Source organism: Bacteroides sp. 519, assembly GCF_010500955.1.
Lineage (GTDB): Bacteria > Bacteroidota > Bacteroidia > Bacteroidales > Bacteroidaceae > Bacteroides.
Window position 1 is genome coordinate 1 of record NZ_QVMJ01000025.1, and the last position, 18,026, is coordinate 18,026.

16 protein-coding genes are annotated in these 18,026 nt (G+C 35.5%); 15 read left to right on the forward strand and 1 reads right to left on the reverse strand.

Features of this window, described 5'->3' with window-relative positions; translation table 11 throughout:
* Nucleotides 1–537: 537 nt before the first annotated feature.
* The 3 genes from D0T85_RS17680 (at nucleotide 538) to D0T85_RS17690 (ending at nucleotide 3,125) form a co-directional block, all read left to right on the forward strand.
* A complete protein-coding gene (locus D0T85_RS17680) occupies nucleotides 538–1,632 on the forward strand; it encodes a Nif3-like dinuclear metal center hexameric protein (protein ID WP_163214856.1) in 1,095 nt (364 codons plus the stop codon).
* A 4-nt stretch (nucleotides 1,633–1,636) separates the two neighbouring features.
* The gene (locus D0T85_RS17685; RefSeq protein WP_163214857.1) at nucleotides 1,637–2,437 is read left to right on the forward strand and encodes a zinc ribbon domain-containing protein; all 801 of its coding nucleotides are present in this window, start codon (nucleotides 1,637–1,639) and stop codon (nucleotides 2,435–2,437) included.
* Nucleotides 2,438–2,558: 121 nt separating this feature from the next.
* A complete protein-coding gene (locus D0T85_RS17690; RefSeq protein ID WP_163214858.1) occupies nucleotides 2,559–3,125 on the forward strand; it encodes a hypothetical protein in 567 nt (188 codons plus the stop codon).
* A gap of 84 nt (nucleotides 3,126–3,209) precedes the next feature.
* On the opposite strand, the gene D0T85_RS17695 is transcribed toward D0T85_RS17690, so the two are convergent.
* Complete coding sequence (locus D0T85_RS17695; RefSeq protein WP_163214888.1) at nucleotides 3,210–7,589, reverse strand: translocation/assembly module TamB domain-containing protein; 4,380 nt, start codon at nucleotides 7,587–7,589, stop codon at nucleotides 3,210–3,212.
* A gap of 227 nt (nucleotides 7,590–7,816) precedes the next feature.
* Between D0T85_RS17695 and tsaD the strand changes: the two genes are divergently transcribed.
* The 12 genes from tsaD to D0T85_RS17755 all read left to right on the forward strand — a co-directional run bounded on the left by tsaD (nucleotide 7,817) and on the right by D0T85_RS17755 (nucleotide 17,964).
* Nucleotides 7,817–8,836 carry a tRNA (adenosine(37)-N6)-threonylcarbamoyltransferase complex transferase subunit TsaD gene (gene tsaD, locus D0T85_RS17700; RefSeq protein ID WP_163214859.1) on the forward strand — a complete coding sequence of 340 codons (1,020 nt, stop codon included), beginning with the start codon at nucleotides 7,817–7,819 and terminating at the stop codon, nucleotides 8,834–8,836.
* A 5-nt stretch (nucleotides 8,837–8,841) separates the two neighbouring features.
* Complete coding sequence (locus D0T85_RS17705) at nucleotides 8,842–10,074, forward strand: CinA family nicotinamide mononucleotide deamidase-related protein (RefSeq protein ID WP_163214860.1); 1,233 nt, start codon at nucleotides 8,842–8,844, stop codon at nucleotides 10,072–10,074.
* A gap of 122 nt (nucleotides 10,075–10,196) precedes the next feature.
* Nucleotides 10,197–10,457 (forward strand): 50S ribosomal protein L28, encoded by a 261-nt coding sequence (rpmB, locus tag D0T85_RS17710; protein ID WP_163214861.1) that lies wholly within the window; start codon nucleotides 10,197–10,199, stop codon nucleotides 10,455–10,457.
* 21 nt (nucleotides 10,458–10,478) lie between these two features.
* Nucleotides 10,479–10,667, forward strand: coding sequence for a 50S ribosomal protein L33 (rpmG, locus tag D0T85_RS17715; RefSeq protein ID WP_008761579.1), 189 nt, complete (start codon nucleotides 10,479–10,481; stop codon nucleotides 10,665–10,667).
* Between the two features lie 8 nt (nucleotides 10,668–10,675).
* On the forward strand, nucleotides 10,676–10,834 hold the full coding sequence (locus tag D0T85_RS17720; protein WP_163176343.1) for a DUF4295 domain-containing protein: 159 nt from the start codon (nucleotides 10,676–10,678) through the stop codon (nucleotides 10,832–10,834).
* 143 nt (nucleotides 10,835–10,977) lie between these two features.
* On the forward strand, nucleotides 10,978–11,937 hold the full coding sequence (gene ftsY / locus D0T85_RS17725; protein WP_163214862.1) for a signal recognition particle-docking protein FtsY: 960 nt from the start codon (nucleotides 10,978–10,980) through the stop codon (nucleotides 11,935–11,937).
* The gene (gene rimO, locus D0T85_RS17730; protein WP_163214863.1) at nucleotides 11,934–13,229 is read left to right on the forward strand and encodes a 30S ribosomal protein S12 methylthiotransferase RimO; all 1,296 of its coding nucleotides are present in this window, start codon (nucleotides 11,934–11,936) and stop codon (nucleotides 13,227–13,229) included. Before ftsY ends, rimO begins: the two co-directional genes overlap by 4 nt.
* 64 nt (nucleotides 13,230–13,293) lie before the next feature.
* Complete coding sequence (locus tag D0T85_RS17735) at nucleotides 13,294–13,566, forward strand: HU family DNA-binding protein (protein ID WP_163214864.1); 273 nt, start codon at nucleotides 13,294–13,296, stop codon at nucleotides 13,564–13,566.
* Nucleotides 13,567–13,574: 8 nt separating this feature from the next.
* The gene (locus D0T85_RS17740; RefSeq protein WP_163214865.1) at nucleotides 13,575–14,720 is read left to right on the forward strand and encodes an HU family DNA-binding protein; all 1,146 of its coding nucleotides are present in this window, start codon (nucleotides 13,575–13,577) and stop codon (nucleotides 14,718–14,720) included.
* Between the two features lie 210 nt (nucleotides 14,721–14,930).
* Complete coding sequence (locus D0T85_RS17745; protein ID WP_163214866.1) at nucleotides 14,931–15,926, forward strand: MoxR family ATPase; 996 nt, start codon at nucleotides 14,931–14,933, stop codon at nucleotides 15,924–15,926.
* 89 nt (nucleotides 15,927–16,015) lie between these two features.
* Nucleotides 16,016–16,885 carry a DUF58 domain-containing protein gene (locus D0T85_RS17750; RefSeq protein ID WP_163214867.1) on the forward strand — a complete coding sequence of 290 codons (870 nt, stop codon included), beginning with the start codon at nucleotides 16,016–16,018 and terminating at the stop codon, nucleotides 16,883–16,885.
* Nucleotides 16,886–16,893: 8 nt separating this feature from the next.
* Nucleotides 16,894–17,964, forward strand: a complete 1,071-nt coding sequence (locus tag D0T85_RS17755) for a BatD family protein (protein WP_163214868.1) — start codon at nucleotides 16,894–16,896, stop codon at nucleotides 17,962–17,964.
* Nucleotides 17,965–18,026: the final 62 nt, after the last annotated feature.

Consider the following 18,026-nt stretch of genomic DNA (forward strand, 5'->3'; position numbering starts at 1 on the left):
TTCTTAAGAAATCCCTTTGAATTTTAAAAAATCAGTCATTCCTTGACCAAGAACAAACAAGAAATACAATATAGGCGACAAAGCGGAGACGCTTACCTTCAAATGGTACTTATGTTTTACTTTTTGGGGAACTGTCATAATGTATTATATTGAAACACAGGTAAATAAGTGCGTTATGATACTTATGATGGTTTTTGGGGCATAAACTTCCTGAGCTGAATTCAACTCGAAAAGCGAAATAAAGAATATGAATCCCCTATGGGGATTAAGAATTTTGTTATGATATTATTTCTATTGATATGAATGCCCTACGGGCAACTGCATACAATATGGGCTTGTGGCTAATGCCCAGAGGGCATTCATATCAATAGAAAAACAAAACACGCAAACACAAATCCCCATGGGGGATTCATAAAACACTCCCTTTAACTCCTTCCATTCTGGAATATAAATAATTCAGGCTAAAATTATAGAAGCATGAATAGTGCCATAATTCAAAATTATTTTGTATATTTGCCCCGAATTTCTCTTTTAAAAATGAAAATAAAGGAAGTAGTAAGCGCCCTTGAACGATTTGCGCCTCTGCCCTTGCAAGACGGATTTGATAATGCCGGATTGCAAATCGGATTAACAGATGCGGAAACAGCAGGGGCTTTGTTGTGTCTTGACGTTACCGAAGCAGTTCTGGATGAAGCAATTTCATTGGGTTGTAATCTTGTAATTTCGCATCATCCTTTAATATTTAAAGGATATAAATCCATTACCGGAAAGGATTATGTAGAAAGATGTATTCTTAAAGCCATTAAGAATGATATTGTTATATATTCAGCACACACCAATTTGGATAATGCTACCGGAGGTGTGAACTTTAAGATTGCCCATAAAATTGGTCTTAAAAATATCCAGTTCCTAAGCGAAAAGGAAAACTCTCTTTTAAAGCTTGTTACATTTGTACCGGTTTCTCATACCGAAAAGGTACGAGAAGCGATTTTTATGGCTGGATGTGGCTATATAGGTAATTACGACTCATGTAGTTACAATCTTAAGGGAACAGGAACATTCAGAGCATTAGAAGGAAGTAATCCTTTTGTTGGAAAACAAGGAGAGTTACATAAGGAAGAAGAAATCCGTATTGAAACGGTATTGCCAGCTTTCAAGAAAGGAGCTGTACTACGGGCGTTATTAGGGAGTCATCCATACGAAGAACCAGTTTTCGATTTTTATGAATTAAAGAATTCATGGTCGCAAGCCGGGTCGGGAGTAATAGGAGAACTTGAAACGCCTGAAACTGAAACAGAATTTTTAAAACGGATAAAGAAAACATTCGAAGTAGGCTGTATAAAGCATAATAAGATGTCGGGACGATTAATTCATAAAGTTGCTCTTTGTGGTGGATCGGGAGCATTTTTACTACCTGATGCAATAAGGAAAAAAGCTGATGTCTTTATTACTGGTGAAATGAAATACCATGATTACTTTGGGCACGAATCGGATTTGTTAATAGCCGAAATTGGTCATTACGAAAGCGAACAATACACCAAAGAAATTTTTGACGATATTCTGAAAGAAATGCTTCCTGATTTTAAGTTTTATCAAAGTAAAGTAAATACGAATCCTATTAAATATTTATAATAAAATGGCAAAAGAAACCAAAAACACAGAGTCTAAAGAACTAACTGTAGAGCAAAAACTTACAGCTTTGTTCCAGCTCCAAACTATGTTGTCGGATATCGATAAAATCAAAACATTGAGAGGAGAACTTCCGTTAGAGGTACAAGACCTGGAAGATGAAATAGAAGGTTTGAGTACACGTATTGATAAAATTAAAGCCGAAGTAGCCGAATTAAAATCGTCAATAGCTGCAAAGAAAATTGAAATTGAAACGGCAAAAGCTACAATTGCAAAATATCAAACTCAACAAGAGAATGTACGTAACAACCGTGAATATGATTTCCTAAGCAAGGAAATTGAATTCCAGAATTTGGAAGTAGAACTTTGCGAAAAACGTATCAAAGAATTTACTGCCGAAGAAAAAAACAAGTCGGAAGAAATTGTTACCAGTACTGCTGCTTTGGTTGAAAGACAGAAAGACCTTGATCAGAAGAGGGGAGAATTGGACGAAATTATTTCCGAAACAAAACAAGAAGAAGAAAAACTGAGAGAAAAGGCTAAAAACTTAGAAACAACTATAGAACCACGTTTATTACAATCATTTAAAAGAATCCGTAAAAATTCACGTAACGGATTAGGATTGGTTTATGTACAGCGTGATGCTTGTGGTGGTTGTTTTAATAAGATTCCACCACAGAGACAGTTAGACATACGTTCGCGTAAAAAAATCATTGTTTGTGAATATTGCGGACGTATTATGATTGACCCGGAATTGGCTGGTATCACTCCAGAGGTGAAACCAGAAAAACCAACAAGAGGAAAATAAACCTCATTTTCAATAAGCCACAGATTACCAGATTACACAGATTCTTAATTTTCAGATTACTGGTAGTTTGTTAATCTGTGGCAACACTAGACTTTTAACACATTTACCTTATATTCAAACTATGCAACGAAGTATCTTTTTAATTTTATTTATTAGCGTTTTTAATTCGTTATTTTCACAAGATCTGGGAACTTATCAAAAAGTAGAAGCTGGAATAAATGGCTTTGCAATATCTTTAGAAACACCTATTTCATCCAAAATGACCTTTGAGGGAGCCATTGGAGTGGGCCCAAGTTATGATTTGTACGATGGAGATGGTCTTCTCGACAATATGGATTGGCACTGGGCATTGCTGGAACCTAGCTTTCATGCGTCTGTATATGGAAAGTACTTTTATAATAGAGATAAAAGGGCTGCAAAGGGAAAATCTTTACTTCTTAATTCCGGCAATTTTTTTGGAGTTAAAGTGAAATATGTTTCTAAATCGTTGTCTGATCCACAATATTATTCGAATACTCTTCTTATTAATTTGAATTGGGGAGGACAGCGGAATATTGGCAAGCATTGGATGTATAGCTATTCTGTTGGATTGGGTTATGGTTATAATATGGACTATCCTTCTTACAGTTTGTTCTATCCTGCTTTTGACTTTAAGATAGCTTATGTTCTGCCCTTCTTTAGCAAATAAAAATCCCTTTGTCATCCCGAATGTAATGAGAGATCTGCTATGTTACAGATCCTTCGCTATGCTCAGGATGACTTATCACTTTCATTATTGATCCGAATTATCCATAGATTCTGTTTCACTAGCCTGTTCCGATTCTTTTGATTCTTCTGCTTTTTTCTTTTGCTTATTACGCCAGTTCAAAAACAAATCTCCCCATCTATCGAAGTCTTTTTTAAATAATATGCCAATTCCCTGTGTAGTGAGATTAGAGCGGGTAAAATACCGGTCGTTTGTTTGGTTATAAGCTTTTAATCGAAGATCGCCCGATGGAATCAATAGCCATTGCGCATCAAAGTCGCCAACAAAATTAGTTTCGCTTAATGGGTTTTCTCTATAACCAAAGTTACCATTAATAAGAAGTCGGTTGTTTAACAATTGAGCCGATAGAACTCCTTCTAGTTCAATATCAGTCCACCCACGTTCGCCAGTGCTTAAATTTGTTCCGAAGTTCCAGTTTTTGTTTTCCAGAAACTGAGATAATACATTATTAAGTTGTCCTGATAGGGTAGAGGATAATACGGAAGTCATTACATTAGAGTTTTGTGTAGAAGCAATATTGCTAGGAGTATAGAATTTACCTATTCCCAACAAATAAAGTATTTGCATATTAACTTCTTCATCTGTACTTACATAGTTGTGTACAAGTTCTTGAATCTCTTCGCGTTCATTGGGCAATTCAATCCCCAATTTTATAGTTGGTCGATACAGAACTCCGGTCAGATTCATCAAACAATTAACACGAACATTGTTTCGTTTAATCAGTTCTCCGGTTCCTCTTTCAGGAATCAAATCGGATAAAGATGCTGAGTTTACTGTATAAATGGCTTGAATGTCCATTGTAGCATCACCAGGGTTTCCATTAAAAATGATATTGCTTCCTTGGTTAATAATAAAATCTTTACGGATAACTTCCTGCAAGCTGAATTTATATACTCCCTGGCTGATATAATAATTGCCGAACATCCGGATATCCCCTTTATTATAATATTCTGCTCTTAAGTTACCCGATCCTTTTCCACTTATATAATCACCCGAAATAGGGTCCATTATAATACGTACATTGGCCTCGGGATTAGCATCAACAACAATATTCAGTTTAATATCCATTTCTCCTTTTTTTTCTTCACTTTTCTTTTTCTTTTGTTGTGCCAATTCAAAACCGGATAATTGTTTTTCGTAATCAATATTTCGCCCAGGAGTTTTATCTACAAATTTTATAAATTGATTGCTTACTGCCGAAGCCGATTCGGCCAGTGTATATACAAAAGTAGTATTTCTGTTGGTTGTTATACCAGCATCTACCGTTAACGCATCCATATTGCCTCTTAAAGTAGCATTTCCTGTTCCATAAATTTTTCCATAAAACGGCATGTCAGGAGTTTCATGTGTATTCATAACCAACATATTATTGGCGTTTACTTGAAAACGGTAATTCATGTTTTTGAAATTCTTATGCCTTAAATAACCATTAACACTTCCTTTGTGCCCTTCCAAGTCGGAAAACGATGCATTATTGAACGATATTTCTTCTTTCAACATTTGAATACTGTCGTTTAATGTAAAATAAGTATCTAAAACATCAACCTTAAATGTAGCATTGGCTTTTGCTTTTCCAACAATATTCAGAGACGAGAAACCACCGTATAAACGAACATTTCCACTGCCACGGCCATTTATATCAGGAGTTATTCCGTTCAGGTATTCTCTCATAAAAGCCAAATTGATATTCTTTGCATGTATGTCCAGATCGATTCCTGATTTGGGTTTCAAAGGAAAGATGTATCCACTCACTTTATTTTCTGCTATATCTTTCTCATTTATAACAGCATCGAGATAGATACCCATTTCATCGCCATCCCACCTGCCTGTGATGTCCATCTCGCCCAGATAAGTGTCATTAAAACAAAAGCGGCGAACGGATAAACTTGTATTCATTACAGGATTTTTTAATAAGCTATGTGCTGTTGCAGTACCCGAAGCCATTCCCTGGAAATCAATACTGCGCAGATTAAATATATCGAAAACATAACTAATATTAATATCCTGTAGCTTTACATTCAGCAAACTGTTCATGTCATCCGATGCATATCCATCAATCAATAAGAATTGGCCTTCTTTAGAAAAAAGGAAATTATCAACATGTATCTTTTTATCTTCCAAACTGATTTTTGACTGATGAACATTCCAGATGGTATCATTCAAAATGATTTCAGTTGGTTTAATATCTATTTGGGTGTTGAAAGAAGGTGCGTTTTCATTCAGTCTGTTAAATTTTGCAGTTGCTTCAAGATGACCACTATATGTTACTGCTGAATTGTTACCCCAATTAATACTGGCTGTTAATTTATCATCTTTTATTTCTGTGTCAAGAGCAATGCTAACCGATCCGTTTTTTCGATGACTTGTAACTCTTATCTCTCCATTTAATACATTAAGAGCATTGTCACATGAAATCAAGCCAGATTCCAAAAGATAGTTTCCATATTCTATTTGTGGAACATTGACATCTATTTTAAAACGATTTGCATAATCATTGTAGTACCCTTTAATCTCAGCATTACTATATATAGTTATGGGGATATTGAAAATTTCCCGTAAAACATCTACATTATATATATCTATATCGAAATTAAAGTCATTCTTGTTTTTAACAGTGTTTTTTTTAGGTGGAAATACTGATGGAAGATACTGACTAACCAGAGTCATGATGCTATTTGGTAAAGTAAGATATGAATATTTACCTTCGACCTTGACATCTAATATTTCGGAATGTAAAGTGAGTATATTTTTGTTGTTATAATTATTGGCACTCACATTTATGTTATCAATAAAATAGGAATTATTTGGTGAGGTATACGAAACGCTATCTACATTAATACTTCCTATCATTTCGTCAATATTACCCCCTGTGAAGTTTGCATTTATCTTTAAAGCAATTTCAGAATCTTGATAATTAGGAGTTATTTTTAAATTATGTGGCCGGAAATGATCAATATTAGCATAGAAGTTGAATACTGGTATTTTTTCATTCATATTTATGTGGCCATTTATAAATACGAAACCGTTTTCATCGTCCAGTTTAAAGGCTCCATCAAAACCGCCATTTTTATATTCACCATCCAGAACAATATTATTATACTCATAACCACTATACTCAACAGATTGTATATCTCCTTTTAATGCTAGATTAGGATAAGCATTGTGCGAAGAATTACTTTTAATATCCATTTTATAAGAAATTTCTCCCCACTTTTCGTTGTTGAGCCATTTCCCTAATTCAAATTTCTCACTAACTATAGTTCCTGAATAAGAAAATAAATTGTTTTGCTTGTCTGAAGTGAATTTAACATCTCCTTTTACAGATCCCAGATCGGTATTTAAAGTACCATAAGTAACCAAGTCGGTAAAATAGCCGGTAATTTCTCCATTAAAGGCTGTATTTCCTAATCTGCTGAATATTGGAGGTGTTTCAGAATAGTGCTTACTAAAATTTCTTACCAGAAAATCAATCCCTTCTCTGTTTGCTGATAAGTTAGATAGCTTACCATAAATAAATGCGTTTTCCGGATCGGACAAATCCTGAAAATCTACTTTACCACTAATCCGTAACTGATTACCCGATCTAACAAAGAGGCGTGGACATTTGAGTTGATTAACTGTACCATGAGCGTCTAGTTCCAGATGTAGCTTTTCTTTAAAATTATTAAATACTGGTACAAATGGAGCAATATCCTGTAAGGTTACATAAGAAGGTAGCATTCTGAAAGAAAAGTTCACATCAGTAACAAAATGGTTGAAAGAACCTAAGCTATCATAATCCATCCTGAGAGTGTCCATTTTTAGTAAAGTACCAGGTAAACCAACTTCAAAATTCTCAATAGTCATATTAGTTTCGCTACCTAGAACCTTCATACTTAGTTTGCGTAATTCTAATCCGGATTGTTCGTCAACACTGAAACGCTTTATCTGTGCATTTATGGTATCATTACGGAACGCCTTTAAAGAAATATTGCCAAGTATATTGTATAATTTGATGTGTTGAGGATTGAACTTCCCTGGAGTCTCCTTTATGGAATTAACGTCGTAAGCTAAACTACCACGTCGGATGATAAGAGAATTTATACGCAAATCAATATTGGGCGCTTTTTTTATTGAGTCGTTAGATGCAAAAGCATCTAGTATGAATTTAAAATTCAAATCAGCTTCGGAAGAAGCTTTGTTTAACTGAATGTTAAAGCCAAAAAGCTGTACGCTACTGATTGAAATCTTTTTCTGTAATAGAGGTAGTATCTCATATTTAGCTGATAAACGGCTAACTTTTAGCATTTCTTTTCCGGATTGATCTTCTACTAAAAGATCATCAATAATAATTCGATTTAATAAGCCTGCATTTATCCGGCTAATCTCTACCTTTGTATCAAGCATAGAGGAAAGTTCATTGGCCACCAAAACAGTTATCTTTTGTTGAATATAAGGAATATTCAACAAAACAAAGGCACTTATAAATAAGAAAAAGAAAGTGCCAAATACATAACCTAAAAATTTCCTTACCTTTTTAATCAATGATTGCGTTTTATTAGCGAACAAAAGTATAAAATATAACCGTATAAAACTATTTAATCATTACTTTTGCATCGTAAAATATCTAAAATATGAGTGTTATTATATTGGGAATTGAGTCATCGTGCGATGATACTTCAGCTGCTGTAATAAAGGATGGTGTATTATTATCGAATGTAATTGCCAATCAGGCTGTACACGAATCTTATGGTGGTGTTGTACCTGAATTGGCATCACGTGCACATCAACAAAACATATTACCTGTAGTACATGAAGCTTTGAAAAGGGCAGGAGTGAAAAAAGAGGAACTAAGTGCTATCGCTTTTACGCGTGGCCCCGGACTAATGGGATCTTTATTGGTAGGGGTTTCATTTGCAAAAGGATTTGCCCGCTCTCTGAATATCCCAATGATAGATGTAAATCATCTTGCTGCCCATGTTTTGGCACATTATATCAAAGAAGAAGGAGAGGAGAGTGTTCAACCCCAATATCCGTTTCTATGCCTTCTGGTTTCTGGTGGAAACTCACAAATTATCCTTGTAAAATCATATAAAGAAATGGAAGTACTTGGGCAAACTATTGATGATGCTGCCGGCGAAGCCATTGATAAATGTTCCAAGGTTATGGGGCTAGGCTATCCAGGGGGGCCGATTATTGATCGGTTGGCGCGGCAGGGAAATCCCAAGGCATATTCTTTTAATAAACCTCATATTCCCGGATTGGATTACAGTTTTAGCGGATTAAAAACATCTTTCTTATATTCTTTAAGAGATTGGATTAAAGATGATCCCGATTTCATCGAAAATCATAAAAATGATCTTGCAGCTTCATTAGAGGCTACAGTTGTTGACATATTGATGGATAAACTTCGCAAAGCTGCAAAACAATATAACATAAACCAGGTAGCTGTGGCAGGAGGAGTTTCTGCAAATACAGGATTAAGAAACGCCTTTCACGATCATGCTAAACGGTATGGCTGGAAAATATTTATTCCTAAATTTGGATATACTACAGATAATGCAGCTATGGTAGCTATAGTTGGATATTTAAAATTTCAGGATAAGGATTTTGCATCTATCGAATTGCCTCCTTATTCAAGAGTAACAATCTAAAGATTATGTTTGCTGAAATTATAACTATTGGCGATGAACTACTCATTGGGCAGGTCATTGATACCAATTCTGCATGGATTGGCAAAGAACTTAATAAAATAGGTATTGAGGTAATAAGGAAAATTGCTGTTCGCGATAGAAAAGAAGAAATTCTGGAGGCAGTGGACAATGCGATGAAAAGGTGTGATATTATTCTTGTAACTGGAGGGCTAGGCCCAACCAAAGATGATATAACCTTGGGAACGCTTGCCGAATACTTCAACAGCCAACTGGTTTTTAGTGAAGTAACATTTGAAAATATTCAGAGACTTCTTTCCGGAAGGGTACCTATGAACGAACTAAATAGAAATCAGGCATATGTACCCGAAAAAGCTGTAATCATACAGAATAGAGTTGGAACAGCTCCAATAACATGGTTTGAAGAAAATGGCAAAATACTAGTGTCAATGCCGGGAGTACCTCATGAAATGAGTACAGTGATGAGCGAACAAATTATTCCTCGGCTACAGCAAAAGGTTGGGAGTGATTACATATTGCATAGAACATATATGGTTCGGAATAACCCAGAATCTGTGTTGGCAGAAAAACTGGAAAATTGGGAAACTAATCTTCCGGAAAGCATCAAGCTGGCTTATCTGCCTAATTTAGGGATTATTCGTCTGCGACTTACTGCACGCGGAAAGAATCAGGAAGAATTAGTAGAACTACTTAATGCAGAAAGTACTAAGTTAAAAGATATTCTACAGGACAATCTGTCCGATGAAAACAACACCTCGCCAGAAGCTTTAGTATCTAACTTATTATTGGCTAAAAAACTAACAGTATCAAGTGCCGAAAGTTGTACCGGAGGAAGAATTGCTGCTCAATTAACTGCATTAGCTGGCAGTTCGGCCTATTTCAAAGGAAGTATTATAGCTTATGATAATGAAGTAAAAATGTCACTTTTGCATGTTTCTTCCCAAACACTGGCAAAACATGGAGCAGTAAGCGAAGAAACTGTTATAGAAATGGTAAAAGGAGCGATGAAATCATTGAATACCGACTGTGCTGTGGCAACATCGGGAATTGCAGGCCCTTCCGGTGGAACCGCAGAAAAACCTGTAGGCACAATTTGGATTGCTGCTGGATACAAAGACAAAGTTATTACTATGAAGCAGGAAGGCGATAGAGGGCGTACTGCAAACATGGAGAGGGCTGTAAATAATGCCTTATTATTACTTTATGATGTGGCAAAATAAAGAAAAATTGCTATTACACAGTGAATTAATGAATAAATTATTTGTTTTGTATCAATAAAAGTGCTTACTTTGCGCTCTGTTTGAAGAAAACATAGATTGAAACTATAAAAAACGAGATAGAAATGTCGAAGATTTGTCAAATTACAGGAAAAAAAGCCATGATTGGCAACAATGTTTCACACTCAAAGAGAAGAACTAAAAGAACTTTTGAGTTGAACTTGTTTAAGAAAAAATTCTACTATGTAGAACAAGATTGTTGGATCAGCCTTAGCATTTGTGCTTCTGGTCTGCGTACTATTAATAAAAAAGGTTTAGATGCTGCATTGAAAGATGCTGTAACTAAAGGCTTTTGTGATTGGAAAAGCATTAAAGTTATCGGCTAAGAAAGAGGAGAAATAAGAATTATGGCAAAGAAGGCTAAAGGCAACAGAGTACAAGTAATTCTGGAATGCACTGAACACAAAGAAAGTGGTATGCCGGGTACATCTCGTTACATCACTACAAAAAACAGAAAAAATACAACTGAAAGACTTGAGTTGAAAAAATACAACCCAATTCTGAAAAGAGTAACAGTACATAAAGAAATAAAATAAGATAGACCATGGCAAAGAAAACTGTAGCAAGCTTACAGGACGGCACTAAAGAAGGTCGTTCATATACAAAGGTTATCAAAATGGTTAAATCACCTAAAACAGGTGCTTATATTTTTGACGAACAAATGGTTCCTAACGATAAAGTTCAGGACTTTTTCAAGAAGTAATTATACTTACTATATAGATTAAATCCCCTCAGTGAATAAATTGAGGGGATTTTTTATGTAATAAATATGCTGGATATTTATTATAAACCTTAAAAATAATTATCTTTGTAAAATAATGTTTTTCACAATAACAACTAGGTATTATGGGATTTTTTAATTTCTTCTCTAAGGAAAAAAAGGAAACCTTAGATAAAGGTCTATCAAAAACAAAAGAGAGTGTTTTTGGTAAATTAGCCCGTGCTGTGGCTGGTAAGTCCAAAGTTGATGACGAAGTTCTTGATGACCTGGAGGAGATTCTGATAACTTCGGATGTAGGGGTTGAAACTACTCTTAATATCATTAAAAGAATAGAAAAAAGAGTTGCTTCGGATAAATACATTAATACACAGGAATTAAATACAATTCTTCGTGAGGAGATAGCTGCTTTATTAACCGAAAATCACTCGGATGATGTTGATGATTTCGATATACCATTAGAAAAGAAACCTTATGTAATTATGGTAGTAGGGGTTAATGGGGTTGGTAAAACTACAACAATAGGAAAGCTGGCTTATCAGTTTAAAAAAGCTGGGAAATCAGTGTATCTGGGCGCAGCCGATACTTTTCGTGCAGCAGCTGTTGAACAGTTGGTTATTTGGGGCGAGCGTGTAGGGGTGCCGGTAGTAAAGCAAAAAATGGGTGCAGATCCGGCTTCAGTTACCTTTGATACATTAAATTCGGCTGTAGCAAACAAAGCAGATGTGGTTATAATTGACACAGCTGGTAGGTTACATAACAAGGTTGGCTTAATGAATGAGTTGACCAAGATTAAAAATGTAATGAAAAAAGTTGTTCCGGATGCTCCCAATGAAGTGTTGCTTGTTTTAGATGGATCGACAGGACAAAATGCCTTCGAACAAGCCAAGCAATTTACGTTGGCAACAGAAGTTACTGCTCTGGCAATAACAAAACTCGATGGAACCGCTAAAGGAGGTGTTGTAATTGGAATCTCCGATCAGTTTAAAATACCTGTTAAATACATTGGTCTAGGTGAAGGTATGGAAGACTTGCAGGTTTTCCGTAAAAAAGAATTTGTAGAATCTTTGTTTGGAGAAAACGAATGAAGAAAACAATAGATATTATTACGCTTGGATGCTCTAAAAATCTTGTTGATTCAGAACAACTGATAAGACAACTAGAAGAAGTAGGCTACAATGTTACACACGATCCTGAAAGACCTCAGGGAGAAATTGCTGTAATTAATACTTGTGGATTCATTGGTGATGCAAAAGAAGAATCGATTAATATGATTCTTGAATTTGCACAGGCCAAAGAAGAAGGAGAGCTCGAACAACTATTTGTAATGGGCTGTTTATCCGAAAGATACCTAAAGGAATTGTCAATTGAGATTCCACAGGTAGACAAGTATTATGGAAAATTTAACTGGAAAGAATTACTCAATGATCTGGGAAAATCTTATCATCAGGAATTAGAACCGGAGCGTACATTAACTACCCCCAAACATTATGCTTATCTGAAAATATCAGAGGGGTGCGACAGAACATGTTCGTATTGTGCTATTCCCATAATAACCGGAAAGCATGTATCCCGGCCAATAGAGGAAATATTGGAAGAGGTTGAATATCTTGTGTCAACAGGCGTTAAAGAATTTCAAGTAATTGCACAAGAACTTACTTACTACGGAATTGATTTATATAAGAAACAAATGCTGCCTGAATTAGTTGAAAGAATAGCAGATATTTCTGGAGTGGAATGGATTAGATTACATTATGCTTATCCAGCCCATTTTCCAACTGACTTGTTCCGGGTAATGCGTGAAAAAAATAATGTATGTAAATACATGGACATAGCTTTGCAACATATCAGTGATAACATGTTGAGTATGATGCGTAGGCAAGTGACAAAAGTCGAGACATACAATTTGATAGAACAATTCCGAAAAGAAGTTCCCGGAATCCATTTACGTACAACTTTAATGGTTGGGCATCCAGGCGAAACAGAAAAGGATTTTGAAGAATTAAAAGAATTTGTACGCAAAGTCCGGTTCGAACGGATGGGTGCTTTTGCTTATTCTGAAGAAGAAGGAACATACTCTGCCCGAAAGTACAAAGACTCTATAACAGAAGATGTTAAACAGCAGCGGTTAGATGAATTAATGAGCATTCAGCAAGAAATTTCTACCGAACTTTGTGCTGCGAAAATAGGGCAGAAGTTGAAAGTAATAATTGATCGCATAGAAGGTGATTATTATATTGGAAGGTCTGAATTTGATTCTCCAGAAGTTGATCCTGAAATATTAATAAAACAAGATGAAAAGGAGTTGGAAATAGGTCAGTTCTATAAGATACAAGTGATAGGTTCGGATGAATTCGATCTTTATGGAACGGTTATTTGATGAAAAATTTGCATTTCTCCTTAATTATCACTAATATAGCAGCTTTCTACAAATATATATAACATTGAAAACGAAAGAATTTATATCAGAACTTGCTTCCCGGTTGAATAAATCACAGCAGGAAACGACACAAATGATTGAAGTTTTTGTTTCGGAGGTTGTTAAAGAGCTGGAGGACGGAAAATCAATAAACATCCAGGAATTTGGCACATTCGAAATTAAGAAGAAGGCTGAACGCATATCTGTGAATCCTACTACTCAACAACGTATGTTGGTACCGCCAAAACTAGTTTTAGCATTCAAGCCACATACAAAACTTAAAGAAAAGTTTAAATAAGAAACAAAATGGCAGAAGATAGGTTAAACAGCCAGAACCTGATTGATATTCTGGTCAGCAAACATGGTTTTAAGAAAGAGAATGCGGAAACCTTTCTCAAAGAATTCTTCCTTTTGATCGAAGAAGGACTTGAACAAGACAAAATTGTAAAGGTGAAAGGTTTAGGTACATTTAAACTTATTGACGTAAAAAGTCGTGAAAGTATCAATGTAAATACAGGTGAACGTTTTGAAATACAAGGACATACCAAAGTGTCTTTTACACCAGAAGCTTCTTTGCGTGATGCTGTTAATAAACCTTTTGCTCATTTTGAGACTATTATATTAAAAGATGGAGTTACATTTGGTGAGGATTTGGCAAATGAAGATGATGAACCGGAATTAAACAATGAAACTGATTCAGATGATATATCTCCTGTTATACCGGTAATAAATCAAAGCGATAACATACCTGAACTTGAACCTGTTATTGAATCGACAACAATTGAAACAGAAGATATAAAACCAATCGAAACAGAAGAAGTTGAAACTCCGTTGGTTTCGGACGAAACAGAAACTGTTGATGAAGAAATAAGCGAATCAGAAGAAAAAAAAGTAGTAGAAGAGGAAATTCCGGAAGAGACTTTCGTTTCTGCACAGCAGCCTAAAGATTCCAGTGTTAAAGCAGTTATTGCTGCTATTCTCATAACTTTGATAATTTGTGGTGCTGCAATTATTTTTATTTTCTTCCCAAACCTTATGGGAGATTTAATTAGTTCAAAGAAATTGCCAACAGAAACTGTTAGTACAGAAAAGGTACTTCCTATAGAAAATACAGATAGCATAATGGCTGCAAAGAATGCTGCAATTCAGGATTCCATTGTGCAGGCAAGCCAAAAGAAAACAACTTTGAATAAGCCTGAGAGAACAACTTCGTCGAATTTATCAAAAAATGTAATTCCAGTGAATCCGGATTCAACAAGTTATGATATTGTGGGTACAAAAACATCTCATAAAATACAATCAGGAGAAACATTAACGCGAATAGCACTTCGTTACTATGGAACAAAAGATCTATGGCCTTATTTGGTAAAGCATAACAAAAGTAAAATACCAAATCCGGATCGGGTTCCAGTAGGTACAACTATTCAGATACCTGAATTGAAAAAGAAATAAGCTAATGTGCCAATAGGGCAATATGCCAATGTGCCAATTACTGTGCAGACTTCCTATCCGCATGGTAATTGGCACATTGGCATTATGCTATTGGCACATTAGCAATTTAATCACTTTTTTAATAAAATTTAGTTGCTATGGTTAATTATAAACTGTAATTTTGGAATCATTTTTTATTTAAGGACATAAAACAATAAAACAATACTATTTATGGCTGAATCAATTGATATCCGCGAATTAAATGAGAGGATTGAAAAGCAGAGTGCTTTCGTCACCAACCTAACCAAGGGAATGGACCAAATAATAGTTGGACAGAAACATTTGGTTGAATCTCTTTTAATAGGACTTTTATCCGATGGACATGTTCTTTTGGAAGGTGTACCCGGTTTGGCGAAAACATTGGCGATAAAAACGTTAGCATCTCTTATTGATGCAAAATACAGTCGCATTCAGTTTACTCCGGACTTGCTTCCTGCCGACGTTATCGGTACAATGATTTACAGTCAGAAAGACGAAGAATTCCTAGTAAACAAAGGGCCTGTATTTGCCAACTTTGTGTTGGCCGATGAAATTAACCGTGCACCAGCAAAAGTGCAAAGTGCTTTACTGGAAGCTATGCAGGAGCGACAGGTAACTATCAGTAAACAAACATTTAAACTTCCTGACCCTTTCCTTGTATTGGCCACTCAAAATCCAATAGAACAGGAAGGAACCTATCCATTACCAGAGGCACAAGTAGACCGTTTCATGCTGAAAGTAGTTATTGACTATCCTAAACATGAAGAAGAAAAACTAATTATTCGCCAGAATATTTCCGGCGAGAAGTTCGAGGTAAAACCAATTTTAAAAGCACAGGAAATACTTGATGCCCGCAAGGTTGTACGTGAAGTATATCTGGATGAAAAGATAGAGCGTTACATTGTAGATATTGTTTTCGCAACCAGATACCCGGATAAATACGGTTTGAAGGAATTACAGGATATGATTGGCTTTGGTGGATCACCACGTGCTTCAATCAATCTTGCTTTGGCTGCCCGTGCTTATGCATTCATCAAACGGAGAGGTTATGTAATTCCAGAAGATGTGCGTGCTATTGCTCATGATGTACTTCGCCATCGTATTGGTTTGACTTATGAAGCAGAAGCTAGCAACATGAACTCTGATGAAATTGTAAGTAAGATCCTGAATAAGGTAGAAGTACCTTAATTAAGTTATGAGTTATGAGTTTTGAGTTATAGGTTGCATAGTGCATGGAATAACTCAAAACTTAAAACTCGAAACTCAAAACTTAAAATATGGAAACATCTGAAATATTAAAGAAAGTCCGCCAAATCGAGATAAAGACCAGAGGATTGTCCAATAACATCTTTGCCGGACAATACCATTCGGCCTTTAAAGGGCGTGGTATGGCTTTTTCCGAAGTCCGTGAATATCAGTTTGGTGATGATATCCGGGACATTGACTGGAACGTTACTGCTCGGTTCAACAAACCATATATTAAGGTTTTCGAAGAAGAACGGGAACTCACAGTGATGCTTATGGTTGATGTTTCAGGTAGTTTGGAGTTTGGTACAATTAAGCAATTCAAGAAAGATATGGTTACCGAGATAGCTGCAACACTTGCTTTTTCGGCCATACAGAATAATGATAAGATCGGGGTTATTTTCTTTTCAGACAGAATTGAAAAATTCATTCCTCCAAAGAAAGGTCGCAAACATATTCTGTATATTATCCGTGAGTTGATTGATTTTAAAGCAGAAAGTCGTCGGACAAATATTCGTTTGGGGATAGAATATCTGACAAATGTGATGAAGAGACGCTGTACTGCTTTTATTCTGTCTGATTTTATCGACCAGGAAAGTTTCAAAAATGCGCTGACTATTGCTAATAGGAAACATGATGTTGTAGCCATTCAGGTATACGATAAACGTGTTTCTGACTTACCAAATATTGGTCTGATGAAAATTAAGGATGCAGAAACCGGACACGAACAATGGATTGATACATCTTCAAAAGCTTTGCGAAACGCACATCATCAGTGGTGGAAGACCAAACAAGCCGAATTGAACGATACATTTACAAAAAGTAATGTTGATTCTGTATCTGTACGTACAGATCAGGATTATGTAAAAGCCTTACTTAATTTGTTTGCTAAACGAAATTAATAACAATAATGAATAAGAAAATATTTCTGCTACTACTTGCTGCGTGTGCCGTTTTAAATGCGGCAGCACAATCGGTAACAGTAGAAGCCAGGATTGATTCATTGCAAATACTAATAGGTGAACAAGCCAAGATCGAATTAGAAGTAGCTGTTGACAGTAAGCAAAAAGTTGTTTTTCCTCTTTTTACTGATACTATAGTAAAAGGAGTTGAGATAATTGAAGCATCTAAAATAGATACTCAATACATCAACAACAACCAACGGATGCTGTTAACACAGGAGTATATCATAACTTCTTTTGATTCAGCACTTTATTTTATCCCTCCTATGCCTATATTGGTGGATAATCAGGAATATAAATCAAATGCGTTGGCTTTGAAAGTATATACCGTACCTGTTGATGTATCCCAGCCGGATATGTTTGCAGGTCCGAAGGATATAATGAAAGTTCCATTTACATGGGAAGACTGGAAAGGTTTGATAGTTCTGACACTTCTGACAATTCCATTATTGATTTTATTGATTTATTTCATTATTCGAATCAGAGATAATAAGCCAATTATTCGTAAGGTTAAAATTGAACCTAAAATCCCTCCTCATATTCTTGCTATACAGGAAATAGAAAAGGTAAAAAGCGAAAAGGCAGCCCATAACCGTGATCCAAAAGAATATTATACCGAATTAACCGATATTATTCGTAATTACATTTATGGTCGTTTTGGTTTTAATGCCCTCGAAATGACATCTTCCGAAATCATTGAGAAGCTGTTGGATATCAATGAGAAAGAGGACATGAAAGAATTGAAAGAGCTTTTTCAAACAGCAGATCTGGTTAAGTTTGCCAAACATGATCCATTAATAAACGAAAAAGATGCTAATCTTATTAGCGCTATCGACTTTATCAATGAGACCAAATCAGGTGAGGAGGAATTTAAACCGCAACCAACCGAAATAACAATTATTGAGAAACGATCATTACGTTCCAAGATTTTATTGGGCTGTGGTATAGCAATATTATTTGCTACTATAATTGGAATTATAACCTATATATGCATTCAGTTGTATAATCTGCTTGCATAAATGTATATTAATTATGAATTACAATGTAACTTCAATCGTAAATTGTAAATCCGTAAATCGTA